Here is a 16,273-nt window from a genome sequence, read left to right on the forward strand (position 1 = left end):
CCGCGCCGAGCAAAAGAGACGGCAGGGGAACGGTCCACCGTCCGCCTGCCGCCTCAACTTTCAGTTGCCGCTACCCCAGGTCGGCCAGCACCCCCGCCAGTTCCTTTTTCACGCAGGTAAACATCGGCGTGTCCTGCAGGGTGTACATGCTGGCCTCGGTGTAGCGCAGGCGGTGCACGAGGTCCACGAACTCCTGCGGGTAATCGCTGTCGAACGACACCACGAATTCCTGATCGTCGATGCCGTAGCTGTACGAGGTGTTGATCCGCACGCCTTTAAACGGCGCCGAGGCGTGGATGTGCTCGTCCATCATGCCCTGACGGCTGTGCGGTGTCAGGTCGTACCACGCCCGCGTTTTCACGAAGGGGTAGATAAACAGGAACTGCCCCTGCCCCGGCAGCACCTCCAGCCCGTGCCCGCTGCCCTCGATGCGGTTGACGTACTGGCTGCGCTTGTTCATCGAGACGAAGTTGTAGGGCTGCGTCAGGTACCCCATCAGTCGGGTGCGGTTCAAGCGGGCCTGTGCCTCCTGAAACTCACGCACGTCGAAGGCGATACGCCACAGCATGAAATCCACGTCGCCGCGCACCCCCACCAGCGAGTACGGACGCAGGATCAGGCCCTTCTCGGCGGGCGCGTCGGCCACCCAACCCTCGGCGGCGGCCTGAAACTCGGCGCGGATCTCGGCGCGCTCGGCCTGCGGCAACCGGCGGAAGGCGGGGTCCAGCTTGAAAAAGGCGTAGTTCATGAACTGTCGGTTGCTGCGGTCCCCCTCGCGCCCGGTGACCTGCCCGCTGGGATCGAGGTCCACCATCATCTTGGGGCGGCCACTGGCTGCTCCGGCGCTGGCGGCGGGACGTCCGGCGGGCGGGGTGGCCGGGGTCTGAGGCGCCTGCTGCTCGCCACTCACCTTCTTTTCGCTCCCTGGCTTTTCACTCACTGGGCCACCGCCTGGCCGCGCAGGTCATGCTCCAGCCCGAAGTTGGCGCGGTACAGGGTCTGGATGGCGTCGTATTCGCCCTGCCCCAGCGGTCTGGCGTCAAAGGTGGCGACGTATTCCCGCAGGCCCTTCTCGTCGTAGATGTTGGGCAGAAGGCTCGCCATCACCTCCGAGTGCAGCGCGAACTGAATGGCCAGCTGACCGATGGTGCGCCCGTCCACGAACGGCTGCAGGTCTTCCACCTTCTTCAGGCCGTCCTCCATCCAGGCCTTCTTGCGGGCGTTGGTGGTCATGCGCCAGTTGCGGTGATCGCCCGGCTCGAACTCGGTGTCCCTGGTCATGAAGCCTTCCAGCAGCCCGGAAGCGTGCGGCACGCGGGCCACGATGCTCACGCCCACTTCCTCGGCCACCGGCAGAATCTGTTCACCCAGCACCTGCTCCAGCAGGTTATAGATGATCTGGGTGGGGGCGTGGCGGTCCCGCACGGTGGCGATGCCTTCCTCGATCTGCCGCTCGTTGAGGGCCGGTCCCAGCGCGGTGCCGTAGGCGCGGATCAGGCCTTCGGCTTTCAGGGCCTCCAGCTCGGCCCACAGGTCGTCTTTCTGAATGGCGTCCACGCGCGGGTTGTGCAGCTGGTAGAAGTCGATGTAATCGGTGCCCAGCCGCCGCAGGCTGCCTTCCAGCGCCTTGCGCAGGTACGCGGGCGACCAGTCGTGCGGGCGCTCCTGCTGCCCCGGCCGGTCCGGGTGGTTGTAGATGTCGTAGCCGAACTTGGTGCCGATCACGATCTTCTCGCGCACGTCGCCCAGGGCCTCGCGCTGCATCTCCTCGGCGCGGCCCGAGGCGTAGGTGTCGGCGTTGTCGAAGAAAGTCACGCCCAGGTCGTAGGCCTCGCGCAGCAGCCGCTTGCCCATCTGTTCGTCCTTGACGCCCCACCACGTCGTGCCGACCGTCCACACGCCGAAGCCCACGGCGCTCAGCGTCAAATCCGTTCCCTGCAACTTGCGGTATTCCATAGGCTGCACTCTTCCACCGCCCCCAGGGGAGGGATGACCCCGAACGAGCGGTCAGGCGGGGCCGGATCTCCCACCGCCGCCCTCACGCTGGCCCACAACTTTACTCTTGCCCCTGTCAGAAAACTGTCATACTGCGGCGTCCATCCCACAGCCCAGTCCAACCCAGTCCACCCCCAACCGCCGTGCCCCTGACTGCTGTCCCGCTGACCTGGAGACCCATGACCCGACCGTATGCCCGCCTGACGCTTGGCTGCACCGTCCTTCTGCTGGCCGGCTGCTCCCAGACCGCTCCCACCGCCGCGCCGGACACAGGGCTGCCCCCCGGCAGTCCCTACGCGGGCGGCCAGCAGTATCCCTGGAGTGACCGGCTCGACGCCCCCGGCGCCGATCCCTACGCGGACGGACGCCGCTATCCCTGGGTCTCCCCCACCGCCGCCTCCGGGGTGAACGCGCAGGCCTTGAACACCGGCCAGAACCACCTGTCGGACCTGCAGTGGACGTCGGCCAGCAGCGGCTGGGGACCGGTGGAGCGGGACCGCAGCAACGGCGGGCAGGGCCAGAAGGACGGCAGGCCGATGAAGGTGGGCGGGCGCACCTTCGCCAAGGGGCTGGGGGTCCACGCCGCCTCCGAGATCCGCTACGCGCTGGGCGGCCAGTGCAACGTCTTCACGGCCTTCGTGGGCATCGACGAGGAGGTGGGGGGGCGGGGCAGCGCGCAGTTCCGGGTCTTCGGCGACGGCCGGCTGCTGTTCGACAGCGGCGTCCGGCGGGGCCGTGACCTGAGTCTGCCGGTCAACGTGAGCGTGGCCGGCGTGAAGGAACTGCGTCTGTCGGTCTCGGACGGGGGCGACACCAACCACTACGATCACGCCGACTGGGGCGACGCGGCGGTGGAGTGCGCCTCGGCGCAGCCGGAGGGCGACGTGTTCCTGAGCGACCTGCCGTACGCCGCGGCCAGCAGCGGCTGGGGGCCGGTGGAGTTCGACCGCAGCAACGGTGAGCAGCGCCAGTTCGACGGCCGGGCGCTGACCATCGGCGGGCGGGTCTTCGACAAAGGTCTGGGGGTGCATGCCTTTTCCATCCTCAGCTACGATCTGGGCAGGCGGTGCCACACCTTCTCGGCCCAGCTGGGCTTGGACGACGAGGTGGGCGCGCGCGGCAGCGTGGTGTTTCAGGTGTACGGCGACGACCGCAAGCTGTACGACAGCGGCGTGCTGCGCGGCAGCGACGCGGCCAAGCGTGCGACTGTCAAGGTGAGCGGCGTGAAGGCGCTCAAGCTGATCGTGACCGACGCGGCCGACAGCATCGACTACGATCACGCCGACTGGGCCGACGCCAAACTCAGCTGCGCGCCGGGAGCCGTGGCCCAGCCTGGCACCCTGGACCCGGGCTTCGGCAGCGGGGGCCGCGTGGGCGTGGGCGGGGTGGACGGGGTGGCCGAACCGGACGGCGCGGTGGCTGTGCTGGACGCCGACTTCCGGGTCAGCCGCCTGTCGCCTTCCGGCGCGGTGCTGGCGCGGGGCGCGGCCCTGCCGAACGGCGTCGCCCACGCGCTGGCCCGGCAGGCCGACGGCAAACTGGTCGCCGTGGGGCGGCTGGACGGCGAGATGGCCGCCGTGCGCTACCTGAGCAACCTGATGCTGGACCCCAGCTTCGGCGTGGGCGGCGTGGTGCGGCTGACGCTGAGCCAGCAGTCCGGACACGGCACCAGCACGAACACCGGCTCGGCGGCGCTGGACGTGGCCCTTCAACCAGACGGGCGGATCGTGCTGGGGGGTTACGCTCAGCGTCCGTACAGCATTGCCGGATTGCCCGCTGAAGACCGGCCAACCTCCTATGATCTGGCCCTGGTCCGCCTGACCCAGGCTGGCACCACAGACGCCAGTTTCGGTCAGAACGGCGCCGTCATCACCTCGCTCAACGGCAACCGCCTGTTCGATCCCGAAAACCACCTGCCGGACGAAAAGATCTACGGCGTGGCGCTGCAACCCGACGGGAAGCTGGTCATCGTGGGCGAGTCGGAGGTGGACGGCGCTCAATACGCGGTTCTCGGCCGCTATCTCTCCGGCGGACAGCTCGATTCGGGCTTCGGCAGTGGGGGCCTGGCCGCACCAGCCGGTTCTTACTCGGGCTTCAGGACCGTGGCCTTGCAGCCGGACGGTCAGATCGTGGCAGGTGGGGGCGACGACCGCTTCCTGACCACCGCCTACCTTCAGAAATTCAGTTCGGCGGGCGTGGGCGGGGCCAGGGCCCGGTTTCAGTTCAGCAGCGCTGAAGACGCGAGTTTTCAACAGACCGTGGTCACCTCGCTGCTTCTGGACCGTGACGGCAGTGTGGTGGTGGGCGGCTACAACGACGCGGACGCGTACGTCGCCCGCTTCACGTCCACCTTGCAGCAGGACGCGGCCTTCGGGGGGGCGCCGGGCGGCCATGTCCTTCTCGGCAAGGGCCGGGCCGTTTCACTCGTCGGCACCACCGACAACCGCATCGTCGCCACCACGGCCGCCACAGAAGGCGGGCAGGGCCAGGGCACCTACCGACTCTTCCGCTAGCCGCCACCTCCAGCCACCCGTCAGACCGTTTGGGAAGCCCACCCGAACGGTCTGCTGTCGTGGGCGGCCAGGGTGTCGAAGGGGGCACGCTGACGGGGTCCGGCAATGGCGCACACCACACCTGACCCGTCAGCAGCGGGGTCCGGTCCACGTGCCACTCCACCTTAAGTCGCTTTTCACCCCCCCGGTCTGCGGCTACCATTGGACACGCCATCCTCTGCCGCCCCTTCCTCCCCAGCGTTCCTGACGTCTTCTCAACCGGCCGGAGAATCCACATGTCGACCCCGTTCGTTCCGCTGCTGCTCGGCTGCGCCGCCCTGTTGCTGGTTTCCTGTTCGCCGAAGCCCGCCCCACCGGGGCCGCCGGACGACGGCCGGCCGGCGGACAGCCCCTATACGGGCGGCCGGCAGTATCCCTGGAGTGACCGGCTCGCACCCCACGGGGCCGACGCCTACGCCGACGGACACCGCTACCCGTGGCGCTCGCCCACGGCGGCGTCCGGTCTGGATTCCCGCCCCACGGAAAACGGCCACAACCTCCTGTCGGCCCTGCCCTGGACCTCGGCCACCAACGGCTGGGGACCGGTGGAGCGCGACCGCAGCAACGGCTGGCAGGCCTCCGGCGACGGCACCACACTGAAGGTGGGCGGGCGCACGTTCGCCAGCGGACTGGGCGTCCACGCCGACTCGGAGATCCGCTACGCGCTGGGCGGCCAGTGCCAGACCTTCACGGCCTCCGTGGGCGTCGACGACGAGGTGGGCCCCAGGGGCAGCGTGCGCTTCAACGTCTTCGGCGACGACACGCTGCTGTCTGGCGGTGAGGTCCGGCGCGGCGGGGAGTCGGCCCTGCCCATCGAGGTGGGGGTGACCGGCGTCCAGGAATTGCGGCTGGAGGTTCGTGGCGGCGAGGACAACCACTACGATCACGCCGACTGGGGCGACGCGGCGGTGGAGTGCACGGCGGCGGCGCCAGACAACGACATAACGCTGAGCCGTCTGGCCTACGTGTCGGCCAGCAACGGCTGGGGACCGGTGGAGCTTGACCGCAGCAACGGACCACAGGGCCTGCGGGACGGCGGCCCATTGACCGTCGCTGGGCAGGCCTTCGCCACGGGCCTGGGCGTGCACGCCCCGTCGACCCTCGAATACGATCTGGGCGGCGTCTGCACCACCTTCAGCGCGCAGCTCGGCGTGGACGACGAGACCGGGGGCCGGGGCAGCGTGACCTTCCAAGTCTCCGGGGACGGGCGCACGCTGTACGACAGCGCGGTGGTCCGCGGCCACGATCCGGTCACGCCGGCCCGCGTCGATGTCACGGGGATACACGCCCTCAAACTGACGGTCACCGACGGGGGCGATGGCCTGAACCACGATCACGCCGACTGGGCCGGTGCCCGGCTGGACTGCGGCACTTCCGCGCCCGGCCGCGCGGGCACCCCAGACCCCAGCTTCGGCACCGGGGGGCGGGCGGACGCGGGCGGCGTCGACGTGGTGGCCGAGGACGGCGGCGCGGTGGTGGTGCTGGACGCCAACTTCGGCGTCACGCGGCTGTCGCCCTCCGGCGCAGTGCTGGGCCAGGGCACGGCCCGCCTGAACGGGGAGGCCAGCGCCCTGGCCCGCCAGCCGGACGGCGGCCTGATCGCCGTGGGCCATGCGGACGGCCAGATGACCGCGCTGCGCTACCGCCCCGACCTGAGCCTGGACTCGGCCTTCGGTCAGGGGGGCGTGGTCCGGCTGGAACTGGGCGTGGCGGACCACGCGTCTGACGGCGATCCGGTCCGCTCGGCGGCCACCGACGTGGCGGCGCAGCCGGACGGCAGGGTCGTGCTGGTGGGGTACGCCGCGCGGCCCTACTCGCCGGTGCCCGACGTCACGCTCTCGGACGATGATTTTGCTGTCGTGCGGCTGGACCGCAACGGCGCACCGGACCCGGCCTTCGGTCAGGGGGGCGTCACCACCACCACCCTGAACGGGCGGCTGGGCGCCACGGGGGATTCCGCTGACCGGCTGTACAGCGCGGCGCTGCAGCCGGATGGCCGGATCGTGGTGGCAGGCGAGGCCCACTACGACGCCAACAACTACAGCGCTGTGGTGGCGCGCTACCGGGCCGACGGAACGCTGGACCCGGCCTTCGCGCAGGGCGGCCTCGCCTTTGGGGATCTCGGCGGGCGCAACACCTTCCATGCGGTGGCCCTGGAACCGGACGGCACCATCGTGGCGGGCGGGGGCACGCGGCGCTTTTTCACCAGCGCCCTGCTGCAGCGCTTCAGTGCGGACGGCGTGGCCGGGCCGGCGGTGAACTTCCAGTTCAAGGAGCCGGACAACCCGCTGGCGTACCAGACCGTCGTGACCACGCTGGCCGCCCAGGACGACGGCCACCTCCTGCTGGGCGGCTTCGAGGACGGCTACACCTACGTCGCCAGGTTCAGCGCCTCCCTGACGCAGGATCTGAACTTCGGGGACGCGCCGCAGGGCAACGTGCCGGTCAGTCCCGGCTTGCGGATCGCCCTGGCCACCCCGGCCGGGCGCAGCTTCGCCGTGACCACGGCCCAGACCACGGCCAGCGGCACCCAGGGCCAGGGCACGCTGCGCCTGTTCTACTGAGGCCCGCCGCGGCGAGGGGCCGCCCGCCCGCATGCTCTAGGCTGGGGCCATGCTCAAGCATGTGTCGTTCATCACCGCTGATCTGGACGCGGTCCTGGCCTTTTACGAGCGGCTGGGCGGCGTGACCGAGAAGACCCTGACCACCCCCGAGGGCCACCGGCGCGGCGTGCTGCGCCTGGCAGACGGGCAGGGCGAGCGGGGGGGCCGCCTCCAGTTCTTCCAGATCGCGGGCGAGGCGCCGCACCCACAGCTGCACTGGGCCGAACACGTCGCGGTGTATGTCACGGACCTGCGCGCGCTGCTGCCTGCGCTCCGCGCGGCGGGCGTGACGGTCAGCCGGGACCTGGCCCCCAGCCCCGGCGGGCGCGATATGGTCTTCGTGCTGGACCCGGACGGCCGGCAGGTCGAGCTGCTGGAGGCCGGCGACCGTGCGGCGCCGGGCCGCAGCCCAGCCGCGCCCCCCCTTCACTAGGGCCGGGCCACCGAGGCCGGGCCAGACCCGCGTTCAGCGAACGGCGTTGCGGCCCAGGTTCTTGGCCTCGTACATCGCCTGATCGGCGCGTCCGAACAGCTGGTCGGCGGTGTCGTTGGCCCCCCGGTACGAGGCCACCCCAAAGCTGGCGGTGATCTCCAGGTCCGCCAACGGCTGACCGGAGATCTCACGCCTGAGCCGCTCGGCGACCACCAGCGCCTCGGGCTTGGCGAGTCCAGGCAGCAGCACGATAAATTCCTCGCCCCCCCAGCGGCCCACCATGCCGCCGCCGCTGCCCACCGCCCGCCGCAGACGCTTGGCCACCGCCCGCAACACGTCGTCGCCGGTGGCGTGGCCGTACAGATCGTTGACGCTCTTGAAATGGTCAATGTCGGTCACGATCACGCTCATGGGCGTGTTGTGCTGCCGGGAGTGGTTCATGGCCCGCTCCAGTTCCTCCTCGATGGCGCCGCGCCCGTACACCATGGTCAGGGCGTCCTGCCGCGCCGCCCGCAGCCGGCCCTGGTCCTGCTCGTGGGTCAGCAGGTTGCCCTCGATAAAGGTCATGATCAGGTACGACACGTAGGTGGTGATCGTCAGGGTCAGGCTGACCGTCAGCCAGTCGGCCAGCTGCGCCATGGAAAAAGGGCCGTGCAGCGTCAGGGAGCCCAGGAGCGTCAGCAGGGTCAGCACGTTGGCCCCCAGGCCCCAGCGCGACCCCAGAATCAGAAACGAGATCGGCACGTTGACGCTCTGCCACAAGAACAGTTGCAGCAGGTTCTGGTCGGCGCTCAGCACCCGCGGGATCTCGAACACCAGGGTCAGCAGGCAGCCGACATAGGTCAGCAGGTAGATCTGGCGCAGCCGCTGCGGCTCGGCCCACACCAGGAGCGAGGTGAGCAGCAACAGCGCGGCGAGGCCGAAGCGCGGCGCCAGGAAGGTCTGCAGCACCGGGCCGGCCGGGTTGGCCAGGGTCACCAGCAGCACGAACAGCACGTACGTCAGGCTGGCGGCGTACACCACGTACTGCTGACTGTTCAGTAACCGCTGCTGAAGTGAACCGGTGCGCCTCTCCATGACCTGGCGTCATCCTAGAGGCCACGTCCTGACAGCAGGCTCAAAGTTGAGTTCAGGGTACAAGAAACGTTGTCGGGGCTGTTCGCACCCGCACCGGCCACGCCGCGCGACAAGCGGCAGCAGGGGCCACCGGCCCTCACCAGCACGGCATGAATAAAACTTCACAGCGGCGGCGGTTCTGGTTTTGCAGGACCGCCGCCGCTGTGCTGACCCGCTGCGGGCCGGGCGTTCTTAATGTGGTGTGTCCTGACGCAACCCCGCCTTACAGCGAACCCGGCAGTCCTCCGGGGCAGAGTGCCCACTCCTCCGGGGGCCAGACGGCCGGGGCACACGCGAACGCCTGCCCCGCCGCCAGCTCAGTCCAGCAGTTCGCCGGCCGCGAAGAACAGCCCCAACTCGCGCTCGGCACTCTCGGCGCTGTCGCTGCCGTGGGTCACGTTCTCGCCGGTGGTGGTGGCGAAGTCGGCGCGGATGGTGCCGGGGGCGGCGTTGGCCGGGTTGGTGGCCCCCATCATGGCCCGCCAGCCCGCGATGGCCCCCTCGCCTTCCAGCGCGATGGCCACCACGGGGCCGCCGGTGATGAACTCCACCAGTTCGCCGAAGAAGGGACGCTCCTTGTGCTCGCCGTAATGCGTCTCGGCGGTCTGGCGCGAGATCGTCATCTGCTTGAGGCCCACCACGCGGTAGCCCTTGCGGGCGATGCGGGCGAGAATTTCGGGGGTCAGGCCGCGGCGCACGCCGTCGGGTTTGATCATTGCAAAAGTCCGTTCCATAGCGCCAGCGAGCATAGCAAAAAGAGGACGGCACCCCACGCCCCGTGCCAGCCGTGGCATCGGGGCCGCGTGGGTGCGCCCACAACCCGTTTTCGCCCCGTACAATGGGCCGCGTGACCCACAACACCCAATCTCGTCCATCCGGGGACGCGTCGCGTGTCGCGCTGATCGCGTGCGCGGTGGCCGCCGCAGGGATGCTGCTCTTTCCACTCGCCGCGCTGGGCCGGGGCTTCAGCGCCGACGCCGTGCTGCTGCATCTCAGCGGCTCCGTTCTGAATCTGGCCAGCAATCAGGACGCGCCGCTGGCCAGCCCGGGCAGCGCCCTGATCCTGGGCTGGGCCACGCTGGCCATGATCGTGGCCACCCTGATCGGGGCCGTGCGCCGCGCGGGCTGGTTCTGGATCACCGGCCTGCTGGCCTTCGGGCTGGCGGTGGCGGCGGTGCTGGCCCTGAACAGCGGACTGGCCGTGCAGATCGAGCGCGTGGCCGCCGACAGCAGCCTGCGGGCCGGGGCCAAGCGGCAACTGCGCAACTTCTACGACGGCGGCGGCATGAACCTGGGCCTGTTCCTGCCCATGCTGGCCGGGCTGATCGCCGCCGGCGCCGGCCTGAGCGCCCGCGAATGGGTGCTGGACCGCTTCAACCGGCTGCGCGGCCTGCTGGTCCCGGTGTCGGCCATCACGCTGGCGGTGCTGGTGGGGGCCGTGGTGGTGCTGGTGGTGCAGCCCATCGTCAATCCCTCAGGGCGGGAACTGACCCTGTGGCAGGCCTGGCTGGCCAAGAGCGACGTGGTGTATTTCGTGTACTCCACGCTGTTTGCGCCGGTCACCCGCCTGTCGCCGCTGCTGTCGAGCCTCAAGCTGGCCACGCCGCTGATCTTCACCGGCCTGAGCGTGGCCTTCGCCTTCCGCACGGGCCTCTTCAACATCGGCGCGCCGGGTCAGCTGACCATGGGGGCCATCGGCGCGATGCTGATGGGCGTGTACGGCCCCCCCAGCCTGGGCTGGGCGCTGCTGCCCCTGTCGGTGCTGGCGGCGGCGGCGGGCGGGGCGCTGTGGGGCGCGATTCCAGGCCTGCTCAAGGCCCGCTTCGGCTCCAGCGAGGTCATCAACACCATCATGCTCAATTACGTGGCCTCGGCGGTGTTCATCTTCCTGATCGGCAGCGAGACCTTTCCCTTTCTGGGCAAAACCTACACCCTGCCGTTCAAGGCGCCCGGCTTCGAGGCCAAGAGCCAGGAACTGCAGCAGGCCGCCCAGCTGCCCACCCTGCTGGACCTGTTCAACGTCGGCCCGGCGGGCGGCGGCTACGTCCTGAGCATCGGCCTGGTGGTGGCGGTGATTGCCCTGCTGGTGGCGCGGCCTCTGTTGAGAACCGTGAAAAACGGCGGATTGATCGCCATCGTGATCGCGCTGGCGGCGGGCGCGCTGACGTGGCGCATCGGGATTCCGGCGAACATCACCGGCAGCCAGCTCAACGCGTCGTTCCTGATTGCGCTGGCCTGCGTGGCGCTGTTCGGCACCCTGATGTGGCGCACCGCCACCGGCTACGCGCTGCGGGCGGTGGGCCTGTCGCCGCGCGCCGCCGAATACGGCGGCATCAGTGTGGCGCGCGGCACCATCCTGGCGATGACGCTGGCGGGCATGTTCGCCGGGCTGGCCGGCACCCACTACGTCAACGGCGGGGCGCTCGACGAGTACCGCCTGAAGGGCAACATGCCGGTCAACGTGGGCTTCGACGGCATCGCGGTGGCGCTGATGGGCCAGAACACCCCCACCGGGGTGGTCTTCGCCAGCCTGCTGTTCGGCACGGTGGACACCGGCGGGGTGGACGTCGACCAGCAACTCGACGGCGTGAACAAGGACATCGTGACGGTCTTGAAGGCCCTGATCGTGCTGTTCATCGCCGCCGGAGGCTTCCTGAGCCGGCGGCTGGTGGACCCGCCGCCGCCGCAACTGGTGGCCGCCACCGACCGAACCGGCACGGATGAGGCAGGCAAACTCTCTCCCGGCGTGGCGGCGCAGCAGGCGTCGACCCCCAACCCCAACGTCGGGTACGCCAGTGAAGAGAACACCCGTGAAGGGGGCAAATAATGGACGGGCTGTTCGCACAACTCCTCACGGCGGCGTTTCTGGCCACCTTTATCCGCAGCCTGGTGCCGCTGCTGCTCACCGCGCTGGGCGGCCTGTTCAGCGAGCGCAGCGGCGTGGTGAACATCGCGCTGGACGGCCTGATCATCTTCGGAGCGCTGGGCGGGGCCGTGACCACGCTGGTGCTGCAGCCCACGCTGGGGGCCGCCGCGCCGTGGGTCGGCTGGGTCGGCGGGGCCGTGATCGGCGGGCTGATCGCGTGGATTCACGCGGTGGTCAGCATCAAGTACCGCGCCGATCAGGTGATCAGCGGCACGGCCATCAACCTGCTGGCGACCGGGGTGCCGCCGGTGATCCTGACCGCGCTGTACGACAGTTCCACCGAAAGCCCCAAGGTGGCCAACGCGCTGCCGCTGTGGGGCATCGGGGAACTGCGCTTCTCGCCCCCGGTGTACTTCGCGTTCCTGGCGGTGGCCGTGACGTGGTACGTGCTGTACCGCACGCCGTTCGGCCTGCGCCTGCGCGCCACCGGGGAACAGCCCGGCGCGGCGGCCAGCATGGGCATCAACGTCAAGCGGATGCGCTACACCGCCGTGATCCTGTCCGGCGTGCTGGCGGGCACGGCGGGGGTCTTTCTCAGCATCGGCAACCTGGATTCCTACGTGCGCAACATCAGCGCGGGGGGCGGCTTTATCGCGCTGGCCGCGCTGATCTTCGGGCAGTGGAAACCGCTGGGCGTGCTGGGGGCCACCGTGCTGTTCGGCTTCCTGCAAGCGCTGTCCATCGCGCTGGGCGGCGGGGACCTGCTGCCGCCGACGCTGGTGCAGGCGCTGCCGTACCTGATCACCATTCTGGCGCTGATCTTCACCGGACGCAGCCGCGCGCCCAAGGCGCTGGGCAAACCCTATGACGGTTGACGGACGCGGCGCGGGCGTCCGGGCCGCCAGAGGTCCTGGGGGTTAGAACCACCATGACTTTTGGCTCAACCCTGCGCGGCGCGAGGGAGGCGCGGGGCCTGACCCTGCGCGAGCTGGCGCAGACCACTGCCATTCGCCGGGACTACCTGCAGGCCCTGGAAGACGGTCAGCTGGCGGCCCTGCCTGAGGCCACCTTCGCCCGCGCCTACCTGCGGACCTACGCCCGTGAGCTGGGGCTGGATCCTGCCCCGCTGCTGGCCGACTTTGACTGCCTGCTGCGGCCTCCGGCTCCGGAGCCGGCAGTCACGCCTCCCCCGGAGCCGCCCCAGCAGGACCCGCCCACGCTGGGGCCGGTGCGCCTGGCCCTGATCGCGGTGCTGCTGGTTCTGCTGGTCACCGTCGGCGTGCTGCTGCTGCGCCGCCCGAGCCCGGCAGCCGTCCTGCCCACCGCGCCCGTGCCCGTCCCGGCGGCCCCGGCCCCCTCGCCGGTCCAGCCTCCGAAGGCCGAGGCCCCCACGCCGCCGGTCAGCCCCCAGGGGACCGTGCGCCTGACCATCAAGAGCGAGCCGGACGGTGCGGTGGTGTACCTCGACAACCGCAACCTGGGGCCGGCGCCCGTGCTGTCGTTCCCGGTCGACGCCCGCCGGCGGGCCGAGCTGCGCGTGGAGGCGGCCGGCCGCACCCCCCTGAAACAGACCATCGATCTGGGCCAGAGCCGCAACCTGCGCGCCACGCTGCCTCCCACCGGCGGCGAGGCCAGCGTCCTGACGGACCTGAATACCGGGGTCCGGACACTCACGCCGCCGCCGCCCCCAGCCTCTGTCTCTCCGGACGCACCGCCCGCCGCCACCGGTACCGTGACGATCCGGTTCGCGGGCCAGTCCTGGGTGCGCGTGACCGACCGGGAGGGGCAGGTGCTGTACGAGGGTGTGCCCCCGGTGGGCAGCGTCGTGAAGTACCCGCCGGGCGTGAGCGTCCGCGCCGGCAACGCGGGGGCCGTGCAGGTCAGGGTGGGCGGCGGCCCCGAGCAGGCCATGGGCGGGGCCGGGCAGGTGGTCACCCGGCAGTACTAGCCGGCCCCGCAGCCGGCTCCGTGCCCGTCTGACAGCGCACCTTCGCATGCTCTCATCTTTTTTGCCGTGCAGGACGGGATTTTATCCCTCTAGCCGAGAGACGCCCCGGCGGCGTACACTACGAGATCATGCCCGGACGGCGGCTCCCCTTCTCAGGGCGGGCGCGTGTGCGGCATCCGGGGAGGTGAGGACACATGGGAACCAAGGAGGACGTTCGTTCGCGGCTGAACATCGCGGAGGTCGTCGGCGAATATGTGCGCCTCTCCCCGGCGGGCAAAGGCCGCCTGAAGGGGCTGTGCCCGTTCCACAACGAAAAAAGCCCCAGCTTTCAGGTGGACACCGATCAGGGTTATTTCTACTGCTTCGGCTGCAAGGCCGGCGGGGACGTGTTCAGCTTCGTGCAGCGCAGCGAGAACCTCAGCTTCGGCGACGCCCTGCGCAAGCTGGCCGAGCGCGTGGGCATTCAGGTGGAGGCCAAGTACGGCGAGCGCAGCAGCCGCGACCTGTACGACGTGAACGCCTTTGCCCTGGCGTATTTCCGCGAACACCTGCCGGGGCCCGCACTGGACTACTTCCGGCGGCGCGGTCTGACCGACGAGACGGTGGCCGCCTTCGAGTTGGGCTACGCCCCCGACGGCTGGGACGGCCTGCTGAAACACGCCCGCGTCAAGGGCCTGAACGAGCGCCAGTTGCTGGAAGCGGGCCTGCTGACCGAGAACGCCGAGAACGGGCGGGTCTATGACCGCTTCCGGGGCCGCGTGATGTTCCCGATCCGCGATCACCTGGGCCGTCTGGTGGGCTTCGGCGGGCGCGTGCTGGACGACACCAAGCCCAAGTACCTGAACACCCCTGAGACCGACGCCTTCCGCAAGGGCGAGGTGCTGTACGGGCTGGACAAGGCGCGCACCGGGTTAGGGAAAGCAGAGAACGGGGAGACCGAACTGATCGTGGTGGAAGGCTACATGGACGTGATCACCATGCACCAGTACGGCTTTACCGGTGCGGTGGCCTCGCTGGGCACGGCCCTGACCGCCGAACACGCCACGCTGCTGGAACGTCTGGGCGCGCGCAGCATCTCGCTGATGTTCGATCACGACGAGGCGGGCCTCAAGGCCATGCTCAAGGGGCTCGATCAGGTGCTGGGCGCCAAGTTCCGGGTGCGGGCCACCTCGGTGCCCAGCGGCAAGGACCCCGCCGACGCGCTGCTGGCCGGGGACGAGGCAGGCATCCGGCAGGCGCTGGCCCAGGGCGTGGACGAGGTGCAGTACCGCGTGCAGGCCGCCATCGAGACGCACGGCACCGCCACCGCCGACGGCAAGCGCAAGATCCTGATGGAGCTGCTGCCGCGCATGCAGAACCTCGATCCCCTCGACGAGATCGCCGAGGGCGTGCGGGCCGCCGCCTGCGAGACGCTGGGCATCAAGCCCGAAGCATTGATGGAATGGATCGGCAGCAAGGCCAAGCGGCGCACACTGACCGACACGCACCTGGCCGGCATGAGCAGCGGGCGCGGCGAGGAGGAGAACGAGCTGAAGCTGCTGCGGCAACTGCTGATCGATCCCAGCCTGCTGGCCAAGCTGGACGGCAGCACGCCGTGGCGCAACGAATCCATGCGCAAGGTCATGCTGGCGGTGCAGGGCGCCCAGAGTTCCGACGCCATTCTGGACGTGTTCCGGGGCCAGCCGGAGGAACAACTCCTGATCCGCCTGCTGTTCGAGGGCCGCGATTCGGGCAGCATCTCGCGCCAGGGCAGCGAGCAGTACGATCAGAAGGTGGGGGCCTACGCCGCCGCCGCCGTGGACGATATCCAGACCACCATCAGCATCGACGCCCTGCGCGCCGAGGTGGAACTGCTGAAAAAGCAGGTGGCCGGCGCCGCGCCCGCCGAGCAGCTGGGCCTCCTGAAGCAGATTGGGGAGTTGCAGCGCGCCGTGGAAGCCGAGAAACGCGGACGGCGCGGCATCGCGTAGGCGGGCGGTGCACGCCGCTCGTGGCTGAGGCTCAGCCCGCCGTGCCCTCCAACGTCCAGGCCACCCCATTCCAGGGACTCTTGCCGTTCGCCGGATCGAGCAGGCGCGCGGTCACCGCCGTCAGGTCCTCATCCGGCCCCTCGGCCCACAGGTCATGGCCCAGCACGTAATCCCCGGCCAGCTCCTCCCAGGAGCGGTAGCGCTCACGCAGGGCGGCGGCAGCGGGCAGGATGTGCGCCCACGCCTCGGCCTCGGACAGGTAGCGGGCGGCGTAGCCCCAGCGGGCCACGTTGATCAGGCGGGCCAGGTCCCAGGCCAGCACGTCGTGGCCTGCCGCCGCCCGGAATTTGACGCGGTGGCCCTCGGCGGCCAGCCATTCCAGCATCGCCACCGTCTCGTCGTGGTCCTCTGTGCCCCACCAGCTGCTCAGGTTCATGGCCCACTGCGCCGAATCCACGCGCGGATCGGGGTTGAGGGTGTCGTGGCGGTGCCGGTTGAGGTCCGTGAGCTGCGCGCTGGCGGCCAGTGCCCACCGCCCGGCGGGGTCCAGCGGTTTGGCACGGGCCAGACGAAGCTTCAGCCAGTCCGGCATCAGCGCCTCCACGAAAAAGTCTGCGACTGCTTTGCCTGCGTTCATGGGCCTCCCTGGGGAAAGGCCCACCCGCACGCCTGCCACCTGACCGGCAATGTAGCAGCGGGCCAGACATCGGCAATACGGCCCGGGCATCCACAAATCGTTTAGGAACAACCCTCAGAAAAGAAAAGAGGCGGACCCCGAAAGGGCTGCCTC

Annotated in this window: 12 protein-coding genes; 7 read left to right on the plus strand and 5 right to left on the minus strand. The window is 69.9% G+C overall.

All coding sequences use genetic code 11. The features are described 5' to 3' along the window. Positions 1–70: 70 nt before the first annotated feature. Complete coding sequence (locus tag FHR04_RS01575) at positions 71–817, minus strand: chlorite dismutase family protein (protein ID WP_039687388.1); 747 nt, start codon at positions 815–817, stop codon at positions 71–73. 119 nt (positions 818–936) lie between these two features. Beyond that, a complete protein-coding gene (locus tag FHR04_RS01580; RefSeq protein ID WP_039685109.1) occupies positions 937–1,956 on the minus strand; it encodes an aldo/keto reductase in 1,020 nt (339 codons plus the stop codon). Between the two features lie 218 nt (positions 1,957–2,174). On the opposite strand from FHR04_RS01580, the gene FHR04_RS01585 reads away from it, so the two are divergent. From FHR04_RS01585 to FHR04_RS01595, 3 genes are all read left to right on the plus strand, one after another. Next, positions 2,175–4,508, plus strand: coding sequence for an NPCBM/NEW2 domain-containing protein (locus FHR04_RS01585; RefSeq protein ID WP_139400291.1), 2,334 nt, complete (start codon positions 2,175–2,177; stop codon positions 4,506–4,508). Between the two features lie 275 nt (positions 4,509–4,783). Continuing rightward, positions 4,784–7,111 carry an NPCBM/NEW2 domain-containing protein gene (locus tag FHR04_RS01590; protein WP_139400292.1) on the plus strand — a complete coding sequence of 776 codons (2,328 nt, stop codon included), beginning with the start codon at positions 4,784–4,786 and terminating at the stop codon, positions 7,109–7,111. Positions 7,112–7,160: 49 nt separating this feature from the next. Then, a complete protein-coding gene (locus FHR04_RS01595) occupies positions 7,161–7,583 on the plus strand; it encodes a VOC family protein (RefSeq protein WP_139400294.1) in 423 nt (140 codons plus the stop codon). A 33-nt stretch (positions 7,584–7,616) separates the two neighbouring features. Here FHR04_RS01595 and FHR04_RS01600 read toward each other — a convergent pair whose 3' ends face one another. Further along, entirely contained in the window at positions 7,617–8,660 is a 1,044-nt protein-coding gene (locus FHR04_RS01600) for a GGDEF domain-containing protein (RefSeq protein ID WP_052195495.1), read from the minus strand. Positions 8,661–9,016: 356 nt separating this feature from the next. Next, positions 9,017–9,433 carry a nucleoside-diphosphate kinase gene (gene ndk / locus FHR04_RS01605; RefSeq protein WP_139400296.1) on the minus strand — a complete coding sequence of 139 codons (417 nt, stop codon included), beginning with the start codon at positions 9,431–9,433 and terminating at the stop codon, positions 9,017–9,019. 113 nt (positions 9,434–9,546) lie between these two features. Between ndk and FHR04_RS01610 the strand changes: the two genes are divergently transcribed. The 4 genes from FHR04_RS01610 (at position 9,547) to dnaG (ending at position 15,483) form a co-directional block, all read left to right on the plus strand. Beyond that, positions 9,547–11,526 (plus strand): ABC transporter permease, encoded by a 1,980-nt coding sequence (locus tag FHR04_RS01610; RefSeq protein ID WP_375782558.1) that lies wholly within the window; start codon positions 9,547–9,549, stop codon positions 11,524–11,526. After that, positions 11,526–12,440, plus strand: coding sequence for an ABC transporter permease (locus FHR04_RS01615; RefSeq protein ID WP_039685116.1), 915 nt, complete (start codon positions 11,526–11,528; stop codon positions 12,438–12,440). Before FHR04_RS01610 ends, FHR04_RS01615 begins: the two co-directional genes overlap by 1 nt. 53 nt (positions 12,441–12,493) lie before the next feature. Then, complete coding sequence (locus FHR04_RS01620) at positions 12,494–13,513, plus strand: RodZ domain-containing protein (RefSeq protein WP_139400299.1); 1,020 nt, start codon at positions 12,494–12,496, stop codon at positions 13,511–13,513. A gap of 194 nt (positions 13,514–13,707) precedes the next feature. After that, entirely contained in the window at positions 13,708–15,483 is a 1,776-nt protein-coding gene (gene dnaG / locus FHR04_RS01625) for a DNA primase (RefSeq protein WP_139400301.1), read from the plus strand. Between the two features lie 31 nt (positions 15,484–15,514). Here dnaG and FHR04_RS01630 read toward each other — a convergent pair whose 3' ends face one another. Then, on the minus strand, positions 15,515–16,120 hold the full coding sequence (locus FHR04_RS01630; RefSeq protein WP_170213817.1) for a DUF1266 domain-containing protein: 606 nt from the start codon (positions 16,118–16,120) through the stop codon (positions 15,515–15,517). Between the last annotated feature and the right edge of the window lie 153 nt (positions 16,121–16,273).

Origin of the sequence: Deinococcus radiopugnans ATCC 19172 (assembly GCF_006335125.1) — a bacterium.
Taxonomy (GTDB): Bacteria; Deinococcota; Deinococci; order Deinococcales; family Deinococcaceae; genus Deinococcus; species Deinococcus radiopugnans.